This is a genomic window from Curtobacterium sp. C1 (assembly GCF_021049325.1).
Lineage (GTDB): Bacteria > Actinomycetota > Actinomycetes > Actinomycetales > Microbacteriaceae > Curtobacterium > Curtobacterium citreum.
In genome coordinates, this window is record NZ_CP088076.1 from 163,290 (window position 1) to 180,920 (window position 17,631).

General features: G+C 73.1%; 16 protein-coding genes. 9 read left to right on the forward strand and 7 right to left on the reverse strand.

Annotated features, from left to right (window positions below; all coding sequences use genetic code 11):
- Nucleotides 1-6: 6 nt before the first annotated feature.
- Nucleotides 7-2,025, reverse strand: a complete 2,019-nt coding sequence (glgX, locus tag LQK89_RS00855) for a glycogen debranching protein GlgX (RefSeq protein ID WP_231049855.1) — start codon at nucleotides 2,023-2,025, stop codon at nucleotides 7-9.
- A 506-nt stretch (nucleotides 2,026-2,531) separates the two neighbouring features.
- On the opposite strand from glgX, the gene LQK89_RS00860 reads away from it, so the two are divergent.
- Nucleotides 2,532-2,792 carry a hypothetical protein gene (locus LQK89_RS00860; protein ID WP_141859811.1) on the forward strand — a complete coding sequence of 87 codons (261 nt, stop codon included), beginning with the start codon at nucleotides 2,532-2,534 and terminating at the stop codon, nucleotides 2,790-2,792.
- 31 nt (nucleotides 2,793-2,823) lie between these two features.
- On the opposite strand, the gene LQK89_RS00865 is transcribed toward LQK89_RS00860, so the two are convergent.
- Entirely contained in the window at nucleotides 2,824-3,846 is a 1,023-nt protein-coding gene (locus LQK89_RS00865) for a LacI family DNA-binding transcriptional regulator (protein WP_144805311.1), read from the reverse strand.
- A 368-nt stretch (nucleotides 3,847-4,214) separates the two neighbouring features.
- Between LQK89_RS00865 and LQK89_RS00870 the strand changes: the two genes are divergently transcribed.
- The 4 genes from LQK89_RS00870 to LQK89_RS00885 all read left to right on the forward strand — a co-directional run bounded on the left by LQK89_RS00870 (nucleotide 4,215) and on the right by LQK89_RS00885 (nucleotide 9,532).
- Nucleotides 4,215-6,254 (forward strand): beta-galactosidase, encoded by a 2,040-nt coding sequence (locus tag LQK89_RS00870; protein ID WP_231049856.1) that lies wholly within the window; start codon nucleotides 4,215-4,217, stop codon nucleotides 6,252-6,254.
- Complete coding sequence (locus tag LQK89_RS00875) at nucleotides 6,251-7,177, forward strand: carbohydrate ABC transporter permease (RefSeq protein WP_231049857.1); 927 nt, start codon at nucleotides 6,251-6,253, stop codon at nucleotides 7,175-7,177. Before LQK89_RS00870 ends, LQK89_RS00875 begins: the two co-directional genes overlap by 4 nt.
- Nucleotides 7,174-8,124, forward strand: coding sequence for a carbohydrate ABC transporter permease (locus LQK89_RS00880; RefSeq protein WP_231049858.1), 951 nt, complete (start codon nucleotides 7,174-7,176; stop codon nucleotides 8,122-8,124). The genes LQK89_RS00875 and LQK89_RS00880 overlap by 4 nt, the downstream gene beginning before the upstream one ends.
- 73 nt (nucleotides 8,125-8,197) lie before the next feature.
- Nucleotides 8,198-9,532 (forward strand): ABC transporter substrate-binding protein, encoded by a 1,335-nt coding sequence (locus LQK89_RS00885; RefSeq protein WP_231049859.1) that lies wholly within the window; start codon nucleotides 8,198-8,200, stop codon nucleotides 9,530-9,532.
- A gap of 92 nt (nucleotides 9,533-9,624) precedes the next feature.
- Here the strand turns inward: LQK89_RS00885 and LQK89_RS00890 are convergent, their stop codons facing one another.
- On the reverse strand, nucleotides 9,625-10,248 hold the full coding sequence (locus tag LQK89_RS00890; RefSeq protein WP_231049860.1) for a TetR/AcrR family transcriptional regulator: 624 nt from the start codon (nucleotides 10,246-10,248) through the stop codon (nucleotides 9,625-9,627).
- Between the two features lie 80 nt (nucleotides 10,249-10,328).
- Here LQK89_RS00890 and LQK89_RS00895 point away from each other — a divergent pair, with 80 nt between their 5' ends.
- From LQK89_RS00895 to LQK89_RS00905, 3 genes are all read left to right on the forward strand, one after another.
- Nucleotides 10,329-10,952, forward strand: coding sequence for a GNAT family N-acetyltransferase (locus tag LQK89_RS00895; RefSeq protein WP_231049861.1), 624 nt, complete (start codon nucleotides 10,329-10,331; stop codon nucleotides 10,950-10,952).
- A gap of 48 nt (nucleotides 10,953-11,000) precedes the next feature.
- On the forward strand, nucleotides 11,001-11,894 hold the full coding sequence (locus LQK89_RS00900) for an NAD-dependent epimerase/dehydratase family protein (RefSeq protein WP_231049862.1): 894 nt from the start codon (nucleotides 11,001-11,003) through the stop codon (nucleotides 11,892-11,894).
- A gap of 101 nt (nucleotides 11,895-11,995) precedes the next feature.
- Nucleotides 11,996-12,625, forward strand: a complete 630-nt coding sequence (locus LQK89_RS00905) for an RNA polymerase sigma factor (protein ID WP_231049863.1) — start codon at nucleotides 11,996-11,998, stop codon at nucleotides 12,623-12,625.
- Between the two features lie 84 nt (nucleotides 12,626-12,709).
- On the opposite strand, the gene LQK89_RS00910 is transcribed toward LQK89_RS00905, so the two are convergent.
- The 4 genes from LQK89_RS00910 to aztB are packed head-to-tail and all read right to left on the reverse strand — an operon-like array spanning nucleotide 12,710 to nucleotide 16,954.
- Entirely contained in the window at nucleotides 12,710-13,888 is a 1,179-nt protein-coding gene (locus tag LQK89_RS00910; protein ID WP_231049864.1) for a hypothetical protein, read from the reverse strand.
- 26 nt (nucleotides 13,889-13,914) lie between these two features.
- Nucleotides 13,915-14,853, reverse strand: coding sequence for a metal ABC transporter substrate-binding protein (locus tag LQK89_RS00915; RefSeq protein ID WP_231049865.1), 939 nt, complete (start codon nucleotides 14,851-14,853; stop codon nucleotides 13,915-13,917).
- Entirely contained in the window at nucleotides 14,850-16,052 is a 1,203-nt protein-coding gene (locus tag LQK89_RS00920) for an ABC transporter (RefSeq protein ID WP_231049866.1), read from the reverse strand. Before LQK89_RS00920 ends, LQK89_RS00915 begins: the two co-directional genes overlap by 4 nt.
- Nucleotides 16,049-16,954 (reverse strand): zinc ABC transporter permease AztB, encoded by a 906-nt coding sequence (gene aztB, locus LQK89_RS00925; RefSeq protein ID WP_231049867.1) that lies wholly within the window; start codon nucleotides 16,952-16,954, stop codon nucleotides 16,049-16,051. The genes LQK89_RS00920 and aztB overlap by 4 nt, the downstream gene beginning before the upstream one ends.
- Nucleotides 16,955-17,003: 49 nt before the next feature.
- Here aztB and aztA point away from each other — a divergent pair, with 49 nt between their 5' ends.
- Entirely contained in the window at nucleotides 17,004-17,627 is a 624-nt protein-coding gene (gene aztA / locus LQK89_RS00930) for a zinc ABC transporter ATP-binding protein AztA (protein WP_231049868.1), read from the forward strand.
- Nucleotides 17,628-17,631 lie beyond the last annotated feature (4 nt).

Below are 17,631 nucleotides of genomic sequence, written 5' to 3' on the forward strand. Positions count from 1 at the left end.
GGCAGATCAGACGAGCGCCGTGAACGACGCGTCGCGGACCAGCAGCGTCGTCGCGCCGTCCTCGACGGCCTGGTCGGGGTCGCTCGACAGGCCGAGCGCCCAGCTGCCGCCGCCCGGCTTCTCGGGCAGGGTGAACTCGACCGTGGTGTCCGATGCGTTCAGGAGCACCGCGACGGTGTCGTCACCCTGCTGCAGCACCAGGAGCACCGCACGGTTGCCGCCGTCGGCCCAGTCGCCGTCCTCGAACCCCTGCGCGTCGGCGCGGAGCACCGACACGGTCGACTCGGAGTCGCCGGGCGCCGTGCGGAACCACAACGGGCGGAGCGCCGCGTGCTCCTTGCGGAACGCGATCGCCGACGTCGTGAACGCGAGCAGGTCCCGGTCCGCCGCAGCCCAGTCGAACCACGAGATCTCGTCGTCCTGGCAGTAGGCGTTGTTGTTGCCGCCCTGCGACCGGGCGATCTCGTCGCCACCGAGGATCATCGGGACGCCCGCCGAGAGCAGGAGCGTGCCGAGGAAGTTCCGGCGCTGACGGTCGCGGTAGTCGTTCACCGCGCCGTCGTCGGTCGGGCCCTCGATGCCGCCGTTGAACGAGGTGTTGTTGCTCTCGCCGTCGTTGTTGTCCTCGCCGTTCGCCTCGTTGTGCTTCTCGGCGTACATCGTCAGGTCCGCCAGCGTGAAGCCGTCGTGCGCGGTGACGAAGTCGACCGAGCAGAGCGGCGAGCGGCGGGAGCCCTCGTACACGTCGGGGGAGCCCAGGACGCGCTGCACGGCGTCGCCGAGCGTGCCCTCGTCGCCGCGCCAGAACGCCCGCAGGTCGTCCCGGTACTTCCCGTTCCACTCGGACCAGTCGGCCGGGAACCCGCCCACCTGGTAGCCCGCGGTGTCCCACGGCTCGGCGATCATCTTCACCTCGCGGAGCACCGGGTCCTGGTGGATGATGTCGAGGAACGCGGAGTGCTTCTCGGCCTCGCCGTCCTGGCGGGTCAGCGTCGTCGCGAGGTCGAAGCGGAAGCCGTCGACGTGCATCTCCTCGACCCAGTAGCGGAGCGAGTCGGTGATGAGCCCGAGCGCCGACGGGTGCGACACGTTCAGGCTGTTGCCCGTGCCGGTGGTGTCGAAGTAGTTCGCCTCGTCGCCCTCGACCAGGCGGTAGTAGGCCTGGTTGTCGATGCCCTTGAACGACAGCGTCGGGCCCAGGTGGTTGCCCTCGGCGGTGTGGTTGTAGACGACGTCCATGATGACCTCGAGCCCGGCGGCGTGCAGGGCCTTCACCATCGCCTTGAACTCGGCGACCTGCTGCCCGGCCGTGCCCGAGGACGAGTACTCGTCGTGCGGCGCGAAGAAGCCGATCGAGTTGTAGCCCCAGTAGTTCCGCAGGCCCTTGTCGGCCAGGGTCGAGTCCTGCACGAACTGGTGGGTCGGCAGGAGCTCGACGGCCGTGACGCCCAGGTCGGTCAGGTGCTTGATCGCGGCGGGGTGCGCCAGGCCTGCGTACGTGCCGCGGATCTCCTCGGGCACGTCCGGGTGCTGCTTCGTGAAGCCCTTGACGTGCACCTCGTACACGACGGTGTCGGCGTACGGGGTGCGCAGCTGCGTGTCGCCGTCCCAGTCGAAGTCGCGGTCGGCGACCACGGACTTCGGCATGGCGCTCGCCGAGTCGGTCTCGTCGCGCTGCTCGGGGGCGTCCATGTCGTGGCCGAACAGTGCCTGGCCCCACTCGTAGGTGCCGTCGATCGCGGTGGCGTACGGGTCGAGCAGGAGCTTGGCGGGGTTGTGGCGGAGGCCGTTCGCCGGGTCCCAGGCGCCGTGCACGCGGAAGCCGTAGCGGGTGCCGACCGTCACGTCGGGGACCACGTCGTGGAAGGTGTACCCGGTGCGGTTCCGCAGCTCGGTGCGGTGCTCGGTGCCGTCCTCGTCGAACCGGCAGAACTCCACCCGCTCGGCGGTGCTGGAGAAGAGCGCGACGTTGGCGCCGCCGTCGACGAGCGTGACGCCGAGCGGCGTGCGGGAGGAAGTGGTCATGATGCCCTTCTAGTGGTGGGCGACTGTGTCCTCGTGGCGGCCGCGTACCCCGGGCCGCCGCCGTCCGGGTGGCCGGGGCGTGCGACGCGTCGGGGGCGGTGCCCCCGAGGTGCGGCCGGGGCGGTCCCGGGGCGGTCCGCCGAGGTGCCGGAATCGTGGCATCTCAGCGGTACGCGGGCCGAGTCGCGCACCCTCGGCGGTGTGCACGCGGTGGGTCGTGGCACCTGGACGTGCGCGCCGGGGCGCGTCGTGCGGGCGGGCGCGACCCCACACCGGACGGGAGGCGCGGGGCGGGGCCGCCACGTGCCTCCCGTCCGATGTCGGGATGCGCTGGGACGTTCCTGCCCATCGCACCCGACATGGGGTGCCGATCCGCGCGTGGAGGGGCGGAAGGACCTGCGCACCACGCGCGGATCGGCTCCCGATGCGCGGAACGGCCTTGCGACACGCGGAACGTCGGCGGGGATCGCGTAGCATTCGAACACACGTTCGAACAGGAGGTCGAGATGATGCTCACGCACGAGGTCGCCACGGTGTGGTGGGAGCGCGGCGTGCCGGACCGGATGGTGTGGCGCGACCGGCGTTGGCGGGTCAGTGACAGCCCCACGCGGCTCACCGCGACGGCGGAGTTCCTGCCGTCGGCGATGACCCACGCCCCGGAGCGGACGGTCGGGTGGCGGTTCCAGGTCAGTGCCGACGGGGATGCGGTCGTGGTCGACATCGTGCCGGAGGGCGACGGCTGGGTGGTGGCGCGCACCTGGCGGTGATGCGGGTGGGGCGTGCGCTGTCGGGGGTGGGCTACGCGCTCCCGCGCCAGACCACCTCGGTCGGCAGGATCAGACCGTGCGGGCCCTCGTCGGTGCCGGCGATCTGCGCGAGGACCTGCTGCGCCGCGTGCTCGCCGAGGGTGCGCGCGGGCTGCCGGACGGTCGACAGCGGAGGGTCGCAGCGGAGCGCCCACGCACTGTCGTCGAAGCCGACCACGCCGACGTCGCCCGGCACCGATCGGCCGGCGCGCTGCAGAACGTCCATCGCCCCGGCGGCCACCGCGTCCGACGCCGCGAAGACCCCGTCGACGTCGGGGGCGCGGTCGAGCAGCTCCCGCATGCCCTCGACGCCCGCGGTGTAGCTGAACAGGGGGTTCCGGGCCACGAGCGACGGGTCGAACCGGTCGCCGAGTGCGGCGGTGAAGCCCTCGAGGCGGTCCTGCCCCGAGTCGCGGTCGAGCCCGGACGCGAGCATGCCGATGCGCTGCCGACCGGTCTCGACCAGGCGTCGGGTGATCTGCTCGGCGGCGGCGCGGTTGTCGATCGCGATGTACGAGGTGTTCGGGGCATCGGACGGGTGGCCGACGAAGCACGCCGGGAGCCCGATCTCCTCGATGGCCCGGGTGACGGGGTCGCCGTCCCGGGCGGAGAGCACGATCGCGCCGTCCACGAACCCGCCGCGCAGGTACTCGACCACGCGCTCGTTGTCCCGGCCGGAGTCGACCATGATCGTCACGAGCTGCTGGTCCGCCTCGGACAGGACCGTGTTCGTGCCGATCAGGATGTTGCCGATGTTCGGGTCGTCGAGCACCTGGACGCTCGGCTCGTGCACGATGAGCGCGACGGCACCGGAGCGGCGGGTGACGAGGCTGCGGGCCGCAGCGCTCCGCACGTAGCCGACGCGGCGGACGGCTGCCTGGACGGCCTCGCGGGCCTCGGCGGAGACGTACGGCTCGTCGTTGAGGACGCGGGAGACGGTGCCGCGGGACAGGCCGGCCTCGTCCGCGACGTCCTGGATCGTCGCACGGGTGCGTGCGGCACGGACGTCGGTCATGGCGCAAGCGTATCCGGCGGCCGTGCGGGGGCCGGTCGCGGGGGCGGGCCGCCCGGGCCGCGCGGTCCCGTGATCGTGGCGATGCCGGCTGCCCGTCCGTGGTGACCTCACGCGCCCAGCGACACTTCACGGGCCCGGCCGGCCGTGAAGTGTCGCTGAGGCCGTGAAGTCGCCCCCGCCTCGCGCGAGCGCCCCCGGGTTGACACCGGCCGCGATCTCGTGTTCACTCTGGGAGCGCTCCCAGAAACCCTCCGACCCCGATCGGTCGGCGGCATCTGGGAGCGCTCCCAGAACACTGGGTGGCCTTCGCCGTCGAAGGGGTCGCACGCGACCGGGACGGCGGACCGCCCCGACCAGCGAGGACCACCGTGACCACCACCCTCCCGGCACCAGCCACCACGGCGCTCGGGCTCGGCTCGACCGGACTCGCGTTCGGCTGCGACTACAACCCCGAGCAGTGGGACCCCGAGGTCTGGGTCGAGGACGTCCGGCTCATGCGCGAGGCCGGCGTCAACCTCGTCGCGATCAACATCTTCGGCTGGTCGCACGTCGAGCCGCACCGGGGCGAGTACGACTTCACCGCGCTCGACCGCGTCGTCGAACTGCTGCACGGCGCCGGCATCGGCGTCGACCTCGGCACCGGGACCGCCTCGACCCCGCCGTGGCTGACCACCGCCCACCCCGAGGTCCTGCCCGTCGTCGCCGACGGCACCACGCGCTGGCCCGGCGGCCGCCAGGCGTTCTGCCCGAGCTCCCCGGTCTACCGCGAGCACGCCCTGGCCCTGGTCCGCGCCACGGCCGAGCGCTACGGCGACCACCCCGCGGTCAAGCTCTGGCACGTCTCGAACGAGCTCGGCTGCCACAACGCGCACTGCTACTGCGACGTCTCCGCCGACGCCTTCCGCGGCTGGCTCCGGAACCGGTACGGCACGCTCGAGGCGCTCAACACCGCGTGGGGCACGGCGTTCTGGAGCCAGCGCTACTCGGCGTGGGAGCAGGTGCTGCCGCCGCGCGCGACGCTCTCCTTCACGAACCCCGGCCAGACGCTCGACTTCGACCGGTTCTCGTCCGACGAGCTCCTCGGCCACCACCGGGCCGAGGCCGCGGTGCTCCGCGAGCTGAGCGACAAGCCCGTCACCACGAACTTCATGGTCGCGGCGCACATCACCGCGCTCGACTACTGGACGTGGGCCGACGACATGGACGTCATCGCGAACGACCACTACCTCGACCACCGCCTGCCCCGCCCGCACACCGAGCTCGCGTTCGCCGCCGACACCACGCGCGGTCTGGCGAAGGGGGCGCCCTGGCTGCTCATGGAGCACTCGACGGGCGCCGTGAACTGGCAGCCGCACAACGTCGCGAAGGACCCGGGCCAGATGCTCCGCGACACCGCGACGCACATCGCCCGCGGCGCCGACGGCGTCTGCTTCTTCCAGTGGCGCGCGTCCGTGCAGGGCAGCGAGAAGTTCCACTCCGCACTGCTGCCGCACGCCGGCACCGAGTCGCAGACCTGGCGCGACGTCGTCGCGCTGGGCGCCCTGGTCGAGCGCCTCGGCGAGCTCCGCGGTTCCCGCGTCGTCGCCGACGTCGCGCTCGTCTTCAGCTGGGAGGTCCAGTGGGCCGCCGACCTGGAGGCGCACCCCACCACCGCGCTCCGGTACCTGGAACAGGTCCACGCGTTCCACGCCGCGCTGTGGGACCTCGGCGTCACGGTCGACGTGGTCGCGCCCGGCGCCCCGCTCGACGGGTACGCGGTCGTCGTCGTCCCGGAGCTCTACCTGGTCCGCGACGAGCACGCGGCGGTCGTCGCCGAGCACGTCGCCCGCGGCGGGCAGGCCGTCGTCACGTTCTTCAGCGGCATCGTCGACGAGGACGACCGGGTCCGGACCGGCGGGTACCCCGGCGCCTTCCGCGACCTGCTCGGCATCCGCGTCGACGAGTTCCGCCCGCTCGGCGCCGGCCAGACCCTCGCGCTGTCCGACGGCACCCGGGCGCACACCTGGTCGGAGCCCGTCGAGCTGCGCGGCGCCGAGGCGGTCACGACCTACGCCGAGGGGCCCCTCGCCGGACGCCCGGCCGTCACCCGGAACACCGTCGGCACGGGCGACGCCTGGTACGTCTCCACCGTTCTCGAGGACGGCGCCCGCGCGGCCCTGCTCCGTCGGGTCCTCGAGACCGCCGGGGTCGCCCCGGACCCCGTGGCCGAGCCGGGCCTCGAGGTCGTCCGTCGCCGTGACGACGCGCACGAGTGGGTCTTCCTGCTCAACCACACCGACCGCGAGGTCGCGCACACCGTGGCGGGCCACGAGCTCGTCGCCGACCGGCCCGTCGACGGCGTCACCGTCCTCGCCGCCGGCGGCACCCAGATCATCCGCACCGACCGCATCGACGGAGCCCGCCCATGACCACCACCGCCCAGTCGCGCCGCACGACCCGGCCGACCACGCCCCGGCGTCGCCCCGGCGGCACGCGCTACCGGCGCGCGATCGCCTTCTTCGTCCTGCCGTTCGCGCTGCTGTTCGCCGCGTTCTACCTCGCACCGATCCTGTACGCCGTGTGGGAGTCGCTGCAGAAGATCGAGCGCCAGGGCACGTTCGGCGCCCCGACGCAGGTGTTCGGCGGCCTGAGCCAGTACGTGCTCGTGTTCCAGGCCTCCGAGTTCTGGGGCTCCGTCCTCCGCGTGCTGCTGTTCGGCATCGTGCAGGTCCCGGTGATGCTCGGGCTCGCGCTCGTCTTCGCGCTGCTGCTCGACTCCCCGCTGCTGCGCGGCAAGCGGTTCTTCCGCCTGGCGTTCTTCGCGCCGTACGCGGTCCCCGGCGTCATCGCCGCGATCATGTGGGGCTACCTCTACGCCCCCGACCTGTCGCCGTTCTCGTTCCTGACGTCGAACGTCGACCTGCTCTCCGCGAGCACCGTCCTGTGGGCCGTCGCGAACGTCGTGACCTGGGTCTACGTCGGCTACAACATGCTCATCATCTACTCGTCGCTCCTCGCGATCCCGACCGAGATCTACGAGGCGGCGAAGCTCGACGGCGCGTCGCAGCTGCGGATCGCGCTGTCGATCAAGATCCCGATGGTGGTCCCGGCGATCATCCTCACCGCCGTGTTCTCCGTCATCGGCACCCTGCAGCTCCTGACCGAGCCGACCGTGTTCCGGCAGTTCACCTCGACGATCTCGTCGACCTTCACGCCGAACATGCTCGTCTACTCGACCTCGTCGGTGCCGAACTTCAACCTCGCGGCCGCGTTCTCGGTCGTCCTCGCCCTCGCCACGTTCGTCCTGTCGATCGGGTTCCTCCGACTGACCCAGCGGAAGGCCGCCCAGTGACCGTCAACGCACCCACCCGACGCGACCTCGTCGCGGACGCAGGCCGACCCCTGAAGCCGAACCGTGCCTCCCGTCCGCACGAGCCGGGAGCCCGCGGACCGCGCGAGAGCGTGATCTCGCGCTCCGCCGCGATGATCGTGATGGGCGTCTTCACCGTCTACTTCCTGCTGCCGATCTTCTGGCTCTTCGTCTCGTCGACCAAGACGGCGTCGAACTTCAACACGACGTTCTCGCTGTGGTTCAGCGCGACCTCGTTCCAGGACTTCTTCGGCAACCTCGTCGAGCTGTTCACCCGCCAGGACGGCATCTACCTGCGCTGGCTGCTCAACAGCATCGCCTACGCGGGGGTCGCCGGCCTGCTCGGCACCGTGCTCAGCGCGATGTGCGGGTACGCCCTGGCGAAGTACCGGTTCCGCGGACGCGAGGCCCTGTTCAACGTGTTCCTCGGCGGCGTCCTCGTGCCGGCGACCGCGCTGGCCCTGCCGCTGTTCCTCATCTTCAGCCAGGTCGACCTGACCGACACGTTCTGGTCGGTGTTCCTGCCGAGCATCGTCAGCCCGTTCGGCGTGTACCTGTCGCGGCTGTTCGCGGCGTCGAGCGTCCCGGACGAGATCATCGAGGCCGCGCGCATCGACGGCTCCGGCGAGGTCCGCACGTTCTTCACCGTGGCCGTGCGGCTCATGTCGCCCGCGCTCGTGACGATCTTCCTGTTCCAGTTCGTCGCCGTGTGGAACAACTTCTTCCTGCCGCTCGTGATGCTCCGCGACTCGTCGCTGTTCCCCGTCACCCTCGGCCTCTACACGTGGAACTCGAGCGTGAACCAGTACCCGGACCTGCGCACCCTCGTGCTCATCGGGTCGTTCGTCTCGATCATCCCGCTGCTCGTCGCCTTCCTCTCCCTGCAGCGCTTCTGGCGGTCCGGCCTCGGCGCCGGCGGCCTGAAGTAGCCCGGCCCCGAGCCACCGCGGCCCGCACCCCGGACCAGCACCTCCTCCTCACCCACATCCGAACGGAAACAGCATGAAGACAACGAAGTTCCTCAGCGTCGCCGCCGTGGCGGTCGCCGCGACCGTGGCCCTCGCCGGCTGCAGCACCGGCGGCTCCGGCAGCGGTGGCTCCGACTCCGCCGCCGCGAGCTGCAAGCCGTCGAGCGGCAAGGTCGCCCTCGACTTCACGACCTGGGTGCCCAACATGGACAAGGTCGTGGACATCTGGAACAAGGAGAACCCGGACATCCAGGTCAAGGTCTCCATCGTCGCGAACGGCAACAGCGGCACGTACCAGAACTTCTTCAACCAGCTGAAGGCCAAGCAGGTGCCGGACATCGGCCAGGTCGAGTACGACACCCTGCCGGCCTTCCGCGTCCAGGGCGGCCTCGAGGACATCGGCGCCTGCTCCGGCATCAGCGCCGCGAAGAAGGACTTCTCCGACGGCCTCTGGAACCAGGTGACGTTCGGCGAGTCGAAGTCGGTCTACGCGGTGCCGCAGGACTCCGGCCCGATGGCGCTGTACTACCGCAAGGACCTGTTCGAGCAGGCCGGCATCCCGGTCCCGAAGACGTGGGACGAGTACGCGAAGGCCGCCGAGGAGATCAAGGCCAAGGGCGGCAACATCACGAACTTCGCCAAGGGTGACGTCAACCAGTTCGCCGGGCTCGTCTCGCAGGCCGGCGGCCAGTGGTTCTCGAACTCCGGCGACAAGTGGGACGTGAACCTGACCGACAGCGCGTCGAAGAAGGTCGCGGACTACTGGCAGGGCCTGATCGACAAGAAGCTCGTCAACACCGTCCCGAGCTTCACCGACCAGTGGAACGCCGCGTACGACAGCGGGCAGGACTGGACCTGGGTCTCCGCCGTCTGGGGTGCGAACACCATCTCGAGCGGTGCGCCCTCGACCTCCGGCAAGTGGGCCGTCGCCCCGATGCCGCAGTGGAAGTCCGGTGAGAGCAAGTCCGCCGCCTGGGGCGGTTCGTCGAACGTCGTCTTCGCGGGCAGCAAGCACCCGGCCGAGGCGTCGAAGTTCCTCGTGTGGCTGAACACCTCGACCGAGGCGCTCAGCGCACTGAACAAGGAGGCCAACCTGTACCCGGCGTCCTCGACCGGTGCCGACCTGCCGGCGCTCACCCAGGGCCTGCCCTTCTACGGCGACCAGAAGATCTACGAGGAGTTCGCCTCGGCCGCGAAGGACATCCAGCCCTTCACCTGGGGCCCGACGATGACGCAGACCTACGCGGACGTCTCGGACGGCTTCGGTGCCGCGGCCTCCGGCTCGGGGACGCTCGAGGACGCGCTGAAGAGCGGACAGTCCAAGACGATCGCGGCCCTCAAGGCGCAGTCGATCCCGGTCGCGGGCTGACGCCCACGACCACCTGACGGACTGGAGGCACGGTGCCGGCTGGCACCGTGCCTCCAGTCCGTCCCGGGGTTGCGCTGGGCGCGTGCGGCCGGTCAGCGCGTCAGCGCGTGCGCGAGGCCGCGCACCAGGAGCGCCCGCGCGCGGTCCGTGGCCGACCCGTCCGGATCGCTCCACGCGGTCCGGCCGAGCCCGTCGACCAACGCGAGCACGGCATCGGCTGCAACCGCCGCCGGCTCCGCGAGCGCGACCCCGTGTCGAGCCGTCCACCGCTCGATCGCGGCGACCAGGCCGTCGTGCCAGAGCGCACGCTCTCCCCGGACGAGCGCATCGTCCCCGCCCAGTGCCGCCCCACCCAGGGCCGTCCCGCTCAACGACTCGAGCAGCAGGAACCGCTCCGGCTCGGCCCGCACGAGCGCCAGGTACGCCGAGACGCCGGCCTCGAGCGCTCCCGCCAGGTCGTCGTGCTCCTCGGCCGCCGCCAGCACGCGGGGGAGCACGTCCCGCGCCTGCCGCTCGAGCAGCGCGAGCACCAGGTGCTGCCGCGCCCCGAAGGCGTAGTGCACCACCCCGTGTGCGACACCGGCGCGCTCCGCGACCGCCCGGGTGGTGAGCGCCTCGACCCCGCCGTCCCGCACCACGAGGGCGGCCGCGTCGAGCAGCTCGTCGCGGCGTTCGGCACGGCTGCGGTAGGCGCGCGGAGCGGATTCCGGGGTCATCACAGGCAGCGTACGGCCTGCGTGCAGGTGTCCTCGGGAGACTGCATTCGGCCAAGTGGCCGAATCTGGAGGGAGCCCCCGTGTCGATCACCGTCCGACCCGCCGCTGAGCACGAGGTGCCGACGGCCGCCGCCGTCCTCGCCGAGGCCTTCGCCGACGACCCGGTCCTCCGGGCGTTCCGCCCGGCACGCGCCGACGAGGACCGCGAGGCCGTCCTCACCGACCTGTTCACCGCGCTGGTCCGGTCCGTCCCGACGGCGTCCCGCGCGCTCGACGTGGCGGTCGAGGACGGCCGGGTCGTCGGTGCCGCCTTCTGGCAGGCGCCGCGGCCGCACGCCGGGGGAGCGCTCGCGTTCCTCCGGCAGGTCCCGGCCTTCCTGCGGACGCTCGGGGTCGGCGGTGCCCTCCGCGCCGTCCGACACCTCGGCCGCATGGACCGTGCCCGTCCGGAGGCGCCGCACTGGTACCTCGCCGAGATCGGTGTCGCGGCGGTCGCCCGGAGCAGGGGCGTCGGCGGGCTGCTGCTCGAGCACGCCCTCGACCGCGTGGACGGCCGGGGCGAGGACGCCTACCTGGAGTCGTCGACGCCGCAGAACCGCCGGCTCTACCGTCGGCACGGGTTCGGGGAAGGGGCGCCGATCACCGGCCTCGGCGCGGCGAGACCGGTGTCGATGTGGCGACCGGCGGCGACCGCGACGCGCTAGTGTCCGCAGCGGGGCACGAGGCGTGCACCCGGGGAGGGAGGGGGACCGGTGCGGATCGCGATCACGGGTGGGACGGGGTTCGTCGGTCGACACCTCGCCGAGCGGTACCCGGCCGAGGACGTCGTCGTGGTGTCCCGGCGCACCGGAGTGCCGATCGACGACGTCGACGCTCTGACCGCGGCGTTCGCCGGGGTCGAGGCCGTGGCGCACTGCGCGGGCATCAACCGCGAGCTCGGCGACCAGACCTTCCAGCGCGTGCACGTCGAGGGCACCGCAGCCGTGCTCGAGGCCGCGCGGCGGGCCGGGGTGCAGCGCGTCGTCCTGCTGAGCTTCCTGCGCGCCCGCCCGGGCACCGGCTCGCCGTACCACGAGACGAAGTGGGCGGCGGAGGAGCTCGTTCGCTCCTCGGGCCTCGACCACACCGTGCTGAAGGCCGGGATGGTCTACGGGCACGGGGACCACCTCGTCGACCACCTCAGCCACACCGTGCAGACCGTGCCGCTCTTCGCCTCGGTCGGGTTCCACGAGCGGACGATCAGCCCGATCCCGGTCGCGGAGCTCGTGGACGTCGTCGTGGCCGCGCTCGACGGCCGGCTGTCCCGGCGGACCGTCGCGGTCCGGGGAGGTGAGGCCCTGCTGCTCAGCGAGGCCGTGCGCCGGGTCGCCCGCGTGGTGGGTCGGCGCGTCCTGGTGTTCCCCGCGCCGGTCTGGGCGCACCAGGCGCTCGGCCAGCTGACCGAGTGGACGATGCGTGTGCCGCTCGTGGCGAAGGCGCAGGTCCGGATGCTCGCCGAGGGCGTGACCGAGGCCGCGCCGCCGACGGAGGACCTGCCCGCCGACCTGGCCCCGTCGGCGCGGTTCGACGACGAGCACATCCGGGCGGCCCTCCCGCCGCGCGGTGGCTTCACGTGGCGGGACCTGCGGCTGCCCGGGCGGCACTGAGGCCGTCTGCCCCGTGACCTGGGGTACCGGCCGCACCACCCCGGGCGGTCGTCCCCTCCGAACCATCGGCAACCACCCCCGCCGATCAGAGGGCACCCACCATGCTCGCCACGCTCCCGGACCCCACCCGGACCACCACCCCGCCCGACCACCTGCTGCCACCCGAGCCGTCATCCCCGCCGCCGTCGCCGTCGGCGGCCAGGCCCGGATCGCTCGTCGCTCGCGCCGCCACCGGGGACGACCGGGCGTTCGCCGTGCTCGTCCGCCGGCACGAGACCATGCTCCGGGCCGTCGTCGGCCGGATCCTCGACGGCACGGCCGAGGTCGACGACGTGGTGCAGGAGACCTTCCTCACCGCGTGGCTGCGGATGGCGGACCTCGTCGAGGGCGACGCGATCGCGGGCTGGCTCGCCACGACCGCCCGACGACGCAGCTACGACCGGCTCCGTGCTCCCGATCGTCGCCGTCGCGCCGAGCTGCAGGCGGACGCGGTCGCACGGACCGACGACTGCCCGGACGCCGTCGCCGAGCGCGCGGCGATGGTGTCGGTGGCCGAACGGCTCCTCGGCGCCCTGCCGCACGAGCAGCGACGCTGCTGGGAGCTGCGACACCTCGGGCGCCGGTCCTACCGGGAGATCGCCGACGCGGTCGGCCTGCCCGAGTCCACCGTCCGCGGGCAGATCGCCCGGGCGCGCGCCGCGATCCGCAGCGCGCGGCCGGACTGGCGCTGACCGCCCGTCCCGTGGACCGACGGACGGGAGGCACGGTGCCGGCCGGCCCCGTGCCTCCCGTCCGTCGGGTGGTGACCGTCCGCGCTAGGCGACCGCGATCTCGTTCGGGACGCCGGGCAGGACGTCGCTCGACGTGCGGACCTCCCCGGTCGTCAGGTCCACGGCGTGCACCTTCCGCTCCGCCGGGTCGGTGACGTACGCGACGTCGCCGACCACCTTGAGCGCGGGGTGCGCGTCCTGCCACTCGGTCGGGCCCTGCCACGCGTCGATCACCGGGTAGGACGCCGTGAGCTCGCCGGACCGCTCGTCCATCGTGTGCAGCGCGCCGTCCGACCCGAGCACGACGGCCTCGTCGCCGGGGCCGCGGGCCAGGTCCCGGAACGTGAAGCCGACGCCCTCGGGCAGGTCGGCGACGCGGTACTCGTCGGTCGCGGTGTCGATGAGGGCGACCTGGTCGAGCAGGTACCCCTCGCTGTCCGGGTCGTCGTTGTAGTCACCGACCGCGATGGGGCTCGACTCCGTCGTGAAGAGGTTCCCGGTGCGGCCGTACGTCGTCGGGGCGTCGATCTTCGTGAAGGTGCCGTCGCGGAACACGAGCGCGCCGTCGGTGCACCCGAAGACGGCGACCTCGTCCTCGACGGCCCCCTCGCCGTGCACGTTCGGGCAGGACTCGGAGCGCGCGGTCTCGGTGCCGTCCTCGTCGAGCGCCCGCACGCCGGAGCGTGACGCCTCCGTTCCCACGGTGGTCAGGAGCGTGCCGTCCTCGAGCTGGATCGCGACGCCGTGGTGCGCGGCCTCGGACGTGGTGGTGCGGGTCTCGGGGAGCCGGTCGCCGTCGAGGTCGTCGTGCTCGAAGACCGTGACGTCGCCCGTCCCGTCCGCGAAGAGTGCGGTCGTGTCGCCGTGCACGACCGCGTGGCCACCGGTGTCGGCGGGGAACACCGCGTCGGTCAGGGCCGGATCAGCAGCCGTGTCGAGCACGCGGAAGCCGGACGGGACGGTGACGAGCACGTGCCGGCCGTCCCCGGCCGGGTTGACGCGGGTGAAGCCGTCGATCGCGTCATCGGCGACGACCCGCAGGTCCTGGTCGAGGGTCAGGAGCCCGCCGTCGTAGGTCACGACGATGCGCGCCCCGTCGGGAGCGGTGGCGTCGGCGCGCGCGTCGGCGCGGTCGGCGCCGGTCGGAGCGGCGGTGCAGCCGGTGAGCAGGAGGGCGGTCGCGCCGAGCAGGGTCGCCGGCGCGAGGGCGGTTCGAGGGGTCATGCTGTTCACTGTACTGATTCTCATTCTCAATTACGAACCGACAACCCGGCGGTGATCGACGTCGTGTTCGCGCGCATCATGCCGAGGTACGTCGAGGCCGCGCCGTCCGGCGTCAGCGACTCCGTCGCGAGCGAGCGGATCTCGACGTGCACGTCGACCTCGTCCGCCAGGACCTCGGCGAGCCGGGCGGGCTGCGACAGGTCGGCGAAGATCGTCGGGACGCCCGCGTCCTCGATCGCCTCGGCGAGGTCGCGCAGGTCCGCCGCGCTCGGGGACGCGAGCGTGGTGCCGCTCGGGACCACCGCGCCGACCACCCGGAACCGGTAGCGGTCGGCCAGGTACCCGAAGACGTGGTGGTTCGTGACCAGGGCGCGCCGGTCGTCCGGGATGCGGGCGAAGGCGGCGGCCATCTCGGCGTCGAGCGCAGCGAGCTCGTCCAGGTAGGCGTCGGTGCCGGTCGGGTCCACGCCGACGTCACGGAGCGCCACGTCCAGGTCCTGTACGACGTCGATCATCCGGACGGGATCGGTCCACAGGTGCGGGTCCGGTCCGCTGTCGCCGTCCGCGGTCCACTCGAGGGCGTCGACCGCGTCGCCGGCGGTGAAGACCGGGACGCCGTCGGCCGCTGCGGCCTCGACGTGCCGCGCGATGCCCTCCTCGAGTCCGAGACCGTTCTCGACGACGAGGTCCGCGGAGCGGAGTCGGGCGGCGTCCTGCGCGGAGACCTCGAACGAGTGCGGATCCGCTCCGGGCGGCATGAGCACGAGGACGTCGGCAGCGTCGCCGACCACCTCGTGCACGACGTCCCCGAGGATGTTCGTCGTCACCGCGACCGTCGGTCGGTCGGGCGGTCCGGTCGTGCACGCCGCGGTACCGCCCAGCACGAGGGCGGCGAGCAGGAGCGCGGTGACCGAGCGTCCACTCCGGCGTCCGGCCCCGCGGCGTTCGGCGTCGCGCTGGGTCACAGCCCGACCTCCGCGAGGGCGGCGGGGGCGGCGGGCAGCTCGATCGTCCGGGCCACGCGGGCACCGTCGGCGAAGTCCACCTCGTGCACGCGCGGCCCGGCGTCGTCCGCGACGTAGGCGCGCTGGGCGTCCAGCTGCAGGAACGGCTCGGCGTCCGGGTCGAGGAGCGGACCGGTCGTCGCGACCGCACCCGTCGCGACCGTCAGGACGACGACCCGCCCGAGGTCGTCGACCCCGACGACGTGCTCTTCCTGGTCGTCGACCGCGACGACCGTCCGGAGCGGACGCTCGGTCTCGACGAGTCGCCAGCTGCCCTCGCGGGTGTCGAGCAACCACGCACCGCGGCCCCCGGCGGTCCCGGCGACGGTCGGGCGTCCGCCCCGCGCCGCGAAGGACGTCGGCCGCTCGGCGCCGTCGGGGAGCGGGACCACGGTGGCCGTCCCGTCCTCGGCGACGAGCACCGCGCCGTCCGCGCACCCGACGGCGGCCGCCGCGCGGGTGACGGTGCCGCCCGCGGGTGCGGCGCACGGCGTCGCGGCTCCGACGGGCTCGCCGTCCGCGTCGAGGAGCCGGACCCCGACGTCGGTGGCGGCGACCAGGCCGTCACCGAACGGGAGCAGGACGGCGGCGTCCAGCCGTGCGGTCACGTCGACGTCGCCCTGGCCGAGTGCGGCGCGGTCGAGCACGACGGCCTGCCGGCGCTCCGGCCAGCTGATCGTGGTGACGGTCTCCGACGAGTGGACCGCGACCGGTCCGCCGCCGTCGAGGACGCCCACGACCCGCGGATCGGCCGTGTAGTAGTGCGTGTGGTCGCCGTGGTCGACCGTCCACGCGCCGCCGTCGGTGATCGTGGTCCGGTCGGCGTCGCTCGTCACGAGGAACCGTCCGTCGGTCGCCGAGTGCGCCGGGGCGTCGACCGCGTCGAGGGACGTGGCGGCACCACCGAGCAGGTCGTGGAGCGTCGTCGTGCCGGACGCGGACACGGCGAGCAGTCGCAGCTGTGGCTCCTGCGCCTCGCTCGCCCCCTCGACCCAGCCGTGCGGCCGCGCCGTGGACGAGCGGTCCGGCGACGGTTCGTCGGACCGTGCGGCTGACCCGCCGGTCGTGCAGGCGGTCGCCGACAGGGCGAGTCCGGTGGTCAGGGTGGTCGCGACGGCCGCGGTCAGGAGGCGCGGGGTGCGTCGGGCGGTCGGGTTCATGCTCCCTCTCGTGGTGCTGGGGTCGGTGTGGTCCGCTGGACGGGACCGGGTTCGGGTCGGGTGACGGGTGTGGCCCGGCGTCGACGGCCGTGGGCCGCGAGGGCGGCGAGGGTGCGGGACAGTGCGACCCCGGCGACGGCGGCGAACGCGGTGGTGGCGCCGGCCGCGGTGCCGAGGTGCCACGACACGAGCAGGCCGACCGTGACCGCCGCGGACCCCAGGACGGCGGCGAGCACCATCGTCGAGGCGACGTGCCGGGTCCACGCGCGGGCCGCGGCCGCCGGCGCGAGCAGCAGGCCGACGACGAGGAGCGTGCCGACCGCCCGGTAGGACGCGACGACCGCGAGCGTGACGAGGGCGACGAGCACGACCTCGGCCAGGCGCGGCCGCAGTCCGAGCGTCGTGGCCGTGCGCTGGTCGAAGGCGGCGGCGGTGAAGGCGCGGTGGAACACGGTCGCGAGCAGGAGCGCGACGGCGACGGCGACCGCGAGTCCGACGAGGTCCGCGGGGGTGACCGCCAGGACGTCACCGAACAGGATCGCGGTGACGTCCGTCGCGAAGGACCGCGACGACGAGACGATGATCACCCCGAGGGCGAGCATCCCGACGAAGAGCAGTCCGATCGAGGTGTCGTACGACAGCCGCGCGCGACGTCGGAGCGCCCCGACCCCGAGGACCATCACGCCCGCGCTCGCCGCGGCACCCAGGACGGCCGGGACACCCGTGAGGGCCGCGACCGCGACGCCCGGCAGCATCCCGTGGGCGAGCGCCTCGCCGAGGAACGCCATCCCGCGGACCAGCACCCACGTGCCGACGACCGCGCACAGCACCGCGGCCAGGGCGCCGCCGACGAGGGCGCGCACCATGAAGTCGACGGAGAACGGGTCGGTCAGCCAGGTCACGCCGGAGACGCTACATGAAAATGACTATCGATACTGATAGCGTGCTCAGGTGCCCACGACCACCACCGACCCCGCCGTGCGGGTCGCCGCGATGACCGTCCGCCGTGGCGACCGCACGGTGCTCGACCGTGTCGACGCGACGTTCCCCGCCGGAGCCGTGACGGCGCTCACCGGACCGAACGGCTCGGGCAAGTCGACGCTGCTCGACGCGCTCGCCGGTGTCGTCGCGCCCGAGGTCGGCGCCGTGACGCGACCGGGGGACGGGGTCGCCTACGTCGTGCAGGCGGTGCCGCCGAGTGCCCTCCCGCTGACCGTCCGGGCGACCGTCGCGATGGGGCGCTGGCGGGGGAAGCCCTGGTGGCGACCGCTCGGCCGGCACGACCGGGACGTCGTGGACGCACAGCTCGACCGGATGCGGATCGCCGACCTGGCCGACCGGTCGCTCGACGAGCTGAGCGGGGGCCAGCGGCAGCGGACGCTCGTGGCGCTCGGGCTCGCCCAGCGCGCACCGGTGCTGCTCGTGGACGAGCCGACGGCCGGCGTGGACGCGGCCTCCGCGGCGCTCGTCGTGGCGGCGCTCGCCGAGGAGGCCTCCCGTGGCGCGGTCGTCGTGCACGCCGCACACGACCCGGTCGCCGTCGCGGCGGCGGACCGTGTCGTCACGCTCGGCTGAGCGC

Excerpts from the sequence above, each read along its gene's own strand:
- glgX (WP_231049855.1), bottom strand. The coding sequence starts at position 2,025 with ATGACCACTTCCTCCCGCACGCCGCTCGGCGTCACGCTCGTCGACGGC.
- LQK89_RS00860 (WP_141859811.1), top strand. The coding sequence starts at position 2,532 with ATGATGCTCACGCACGAGGTCGCCACGGTGTGGTGGGAGCGCGGCGTG.
- LQK89_RS00865 (WP_144805311.1), bottom strand. The coding sequence starts at position 3,846 with ATGACCGACGTCCGTGCCGCACGCACCCGTGCGACGATCCAGGACGTC.
- LQK89_RS00875 (WP_231049857.1), top strand. The coding sequence starts at position 6,251 with ATGACCACCACCGCCCAGTCGCGCCGCACGACCCGGCCGACCACGCCC.
- LQK89_RS00885 (WP_231049859.1), top strand. The coding sequence starts at position 8,198 with ATGAAGACAACGAAGTTCCTCAGCGTCGCCGCCGTGGCGGTCGCCGCG.
- LQK89_RS00890 (WP_231049860.1), bottom strand. The coding sequence starts at position 10,248 with ATGACCCCGGAATCCGCTCCGCGCGCCTACCGCAGCCGTGCCGAACGC.
- LQK89_RS00905 (WP_231049863.1), top strand. The coding sequence starts at position 11,996 with ATGCTCGCCACGCTCCCGGACCCCACCCGGACCACCACCCCGCCCGAC.
- LQK89_RS00910 (WP_231049864.1), bottom strand. The coding sequence starts at position 13,888 with ATGACCCCTCGAACCGCCCTCGCGCCGGCGACCCTGCTCGGCGCGACC.
- LQK89_RS00920 (WP_231049866.1), bottom strand. The coding sequence starts at position 16,052 with ATGAACCCGACCGCCCGACGCACCCCGCGCCTCCTGACCGCGGCCGTC.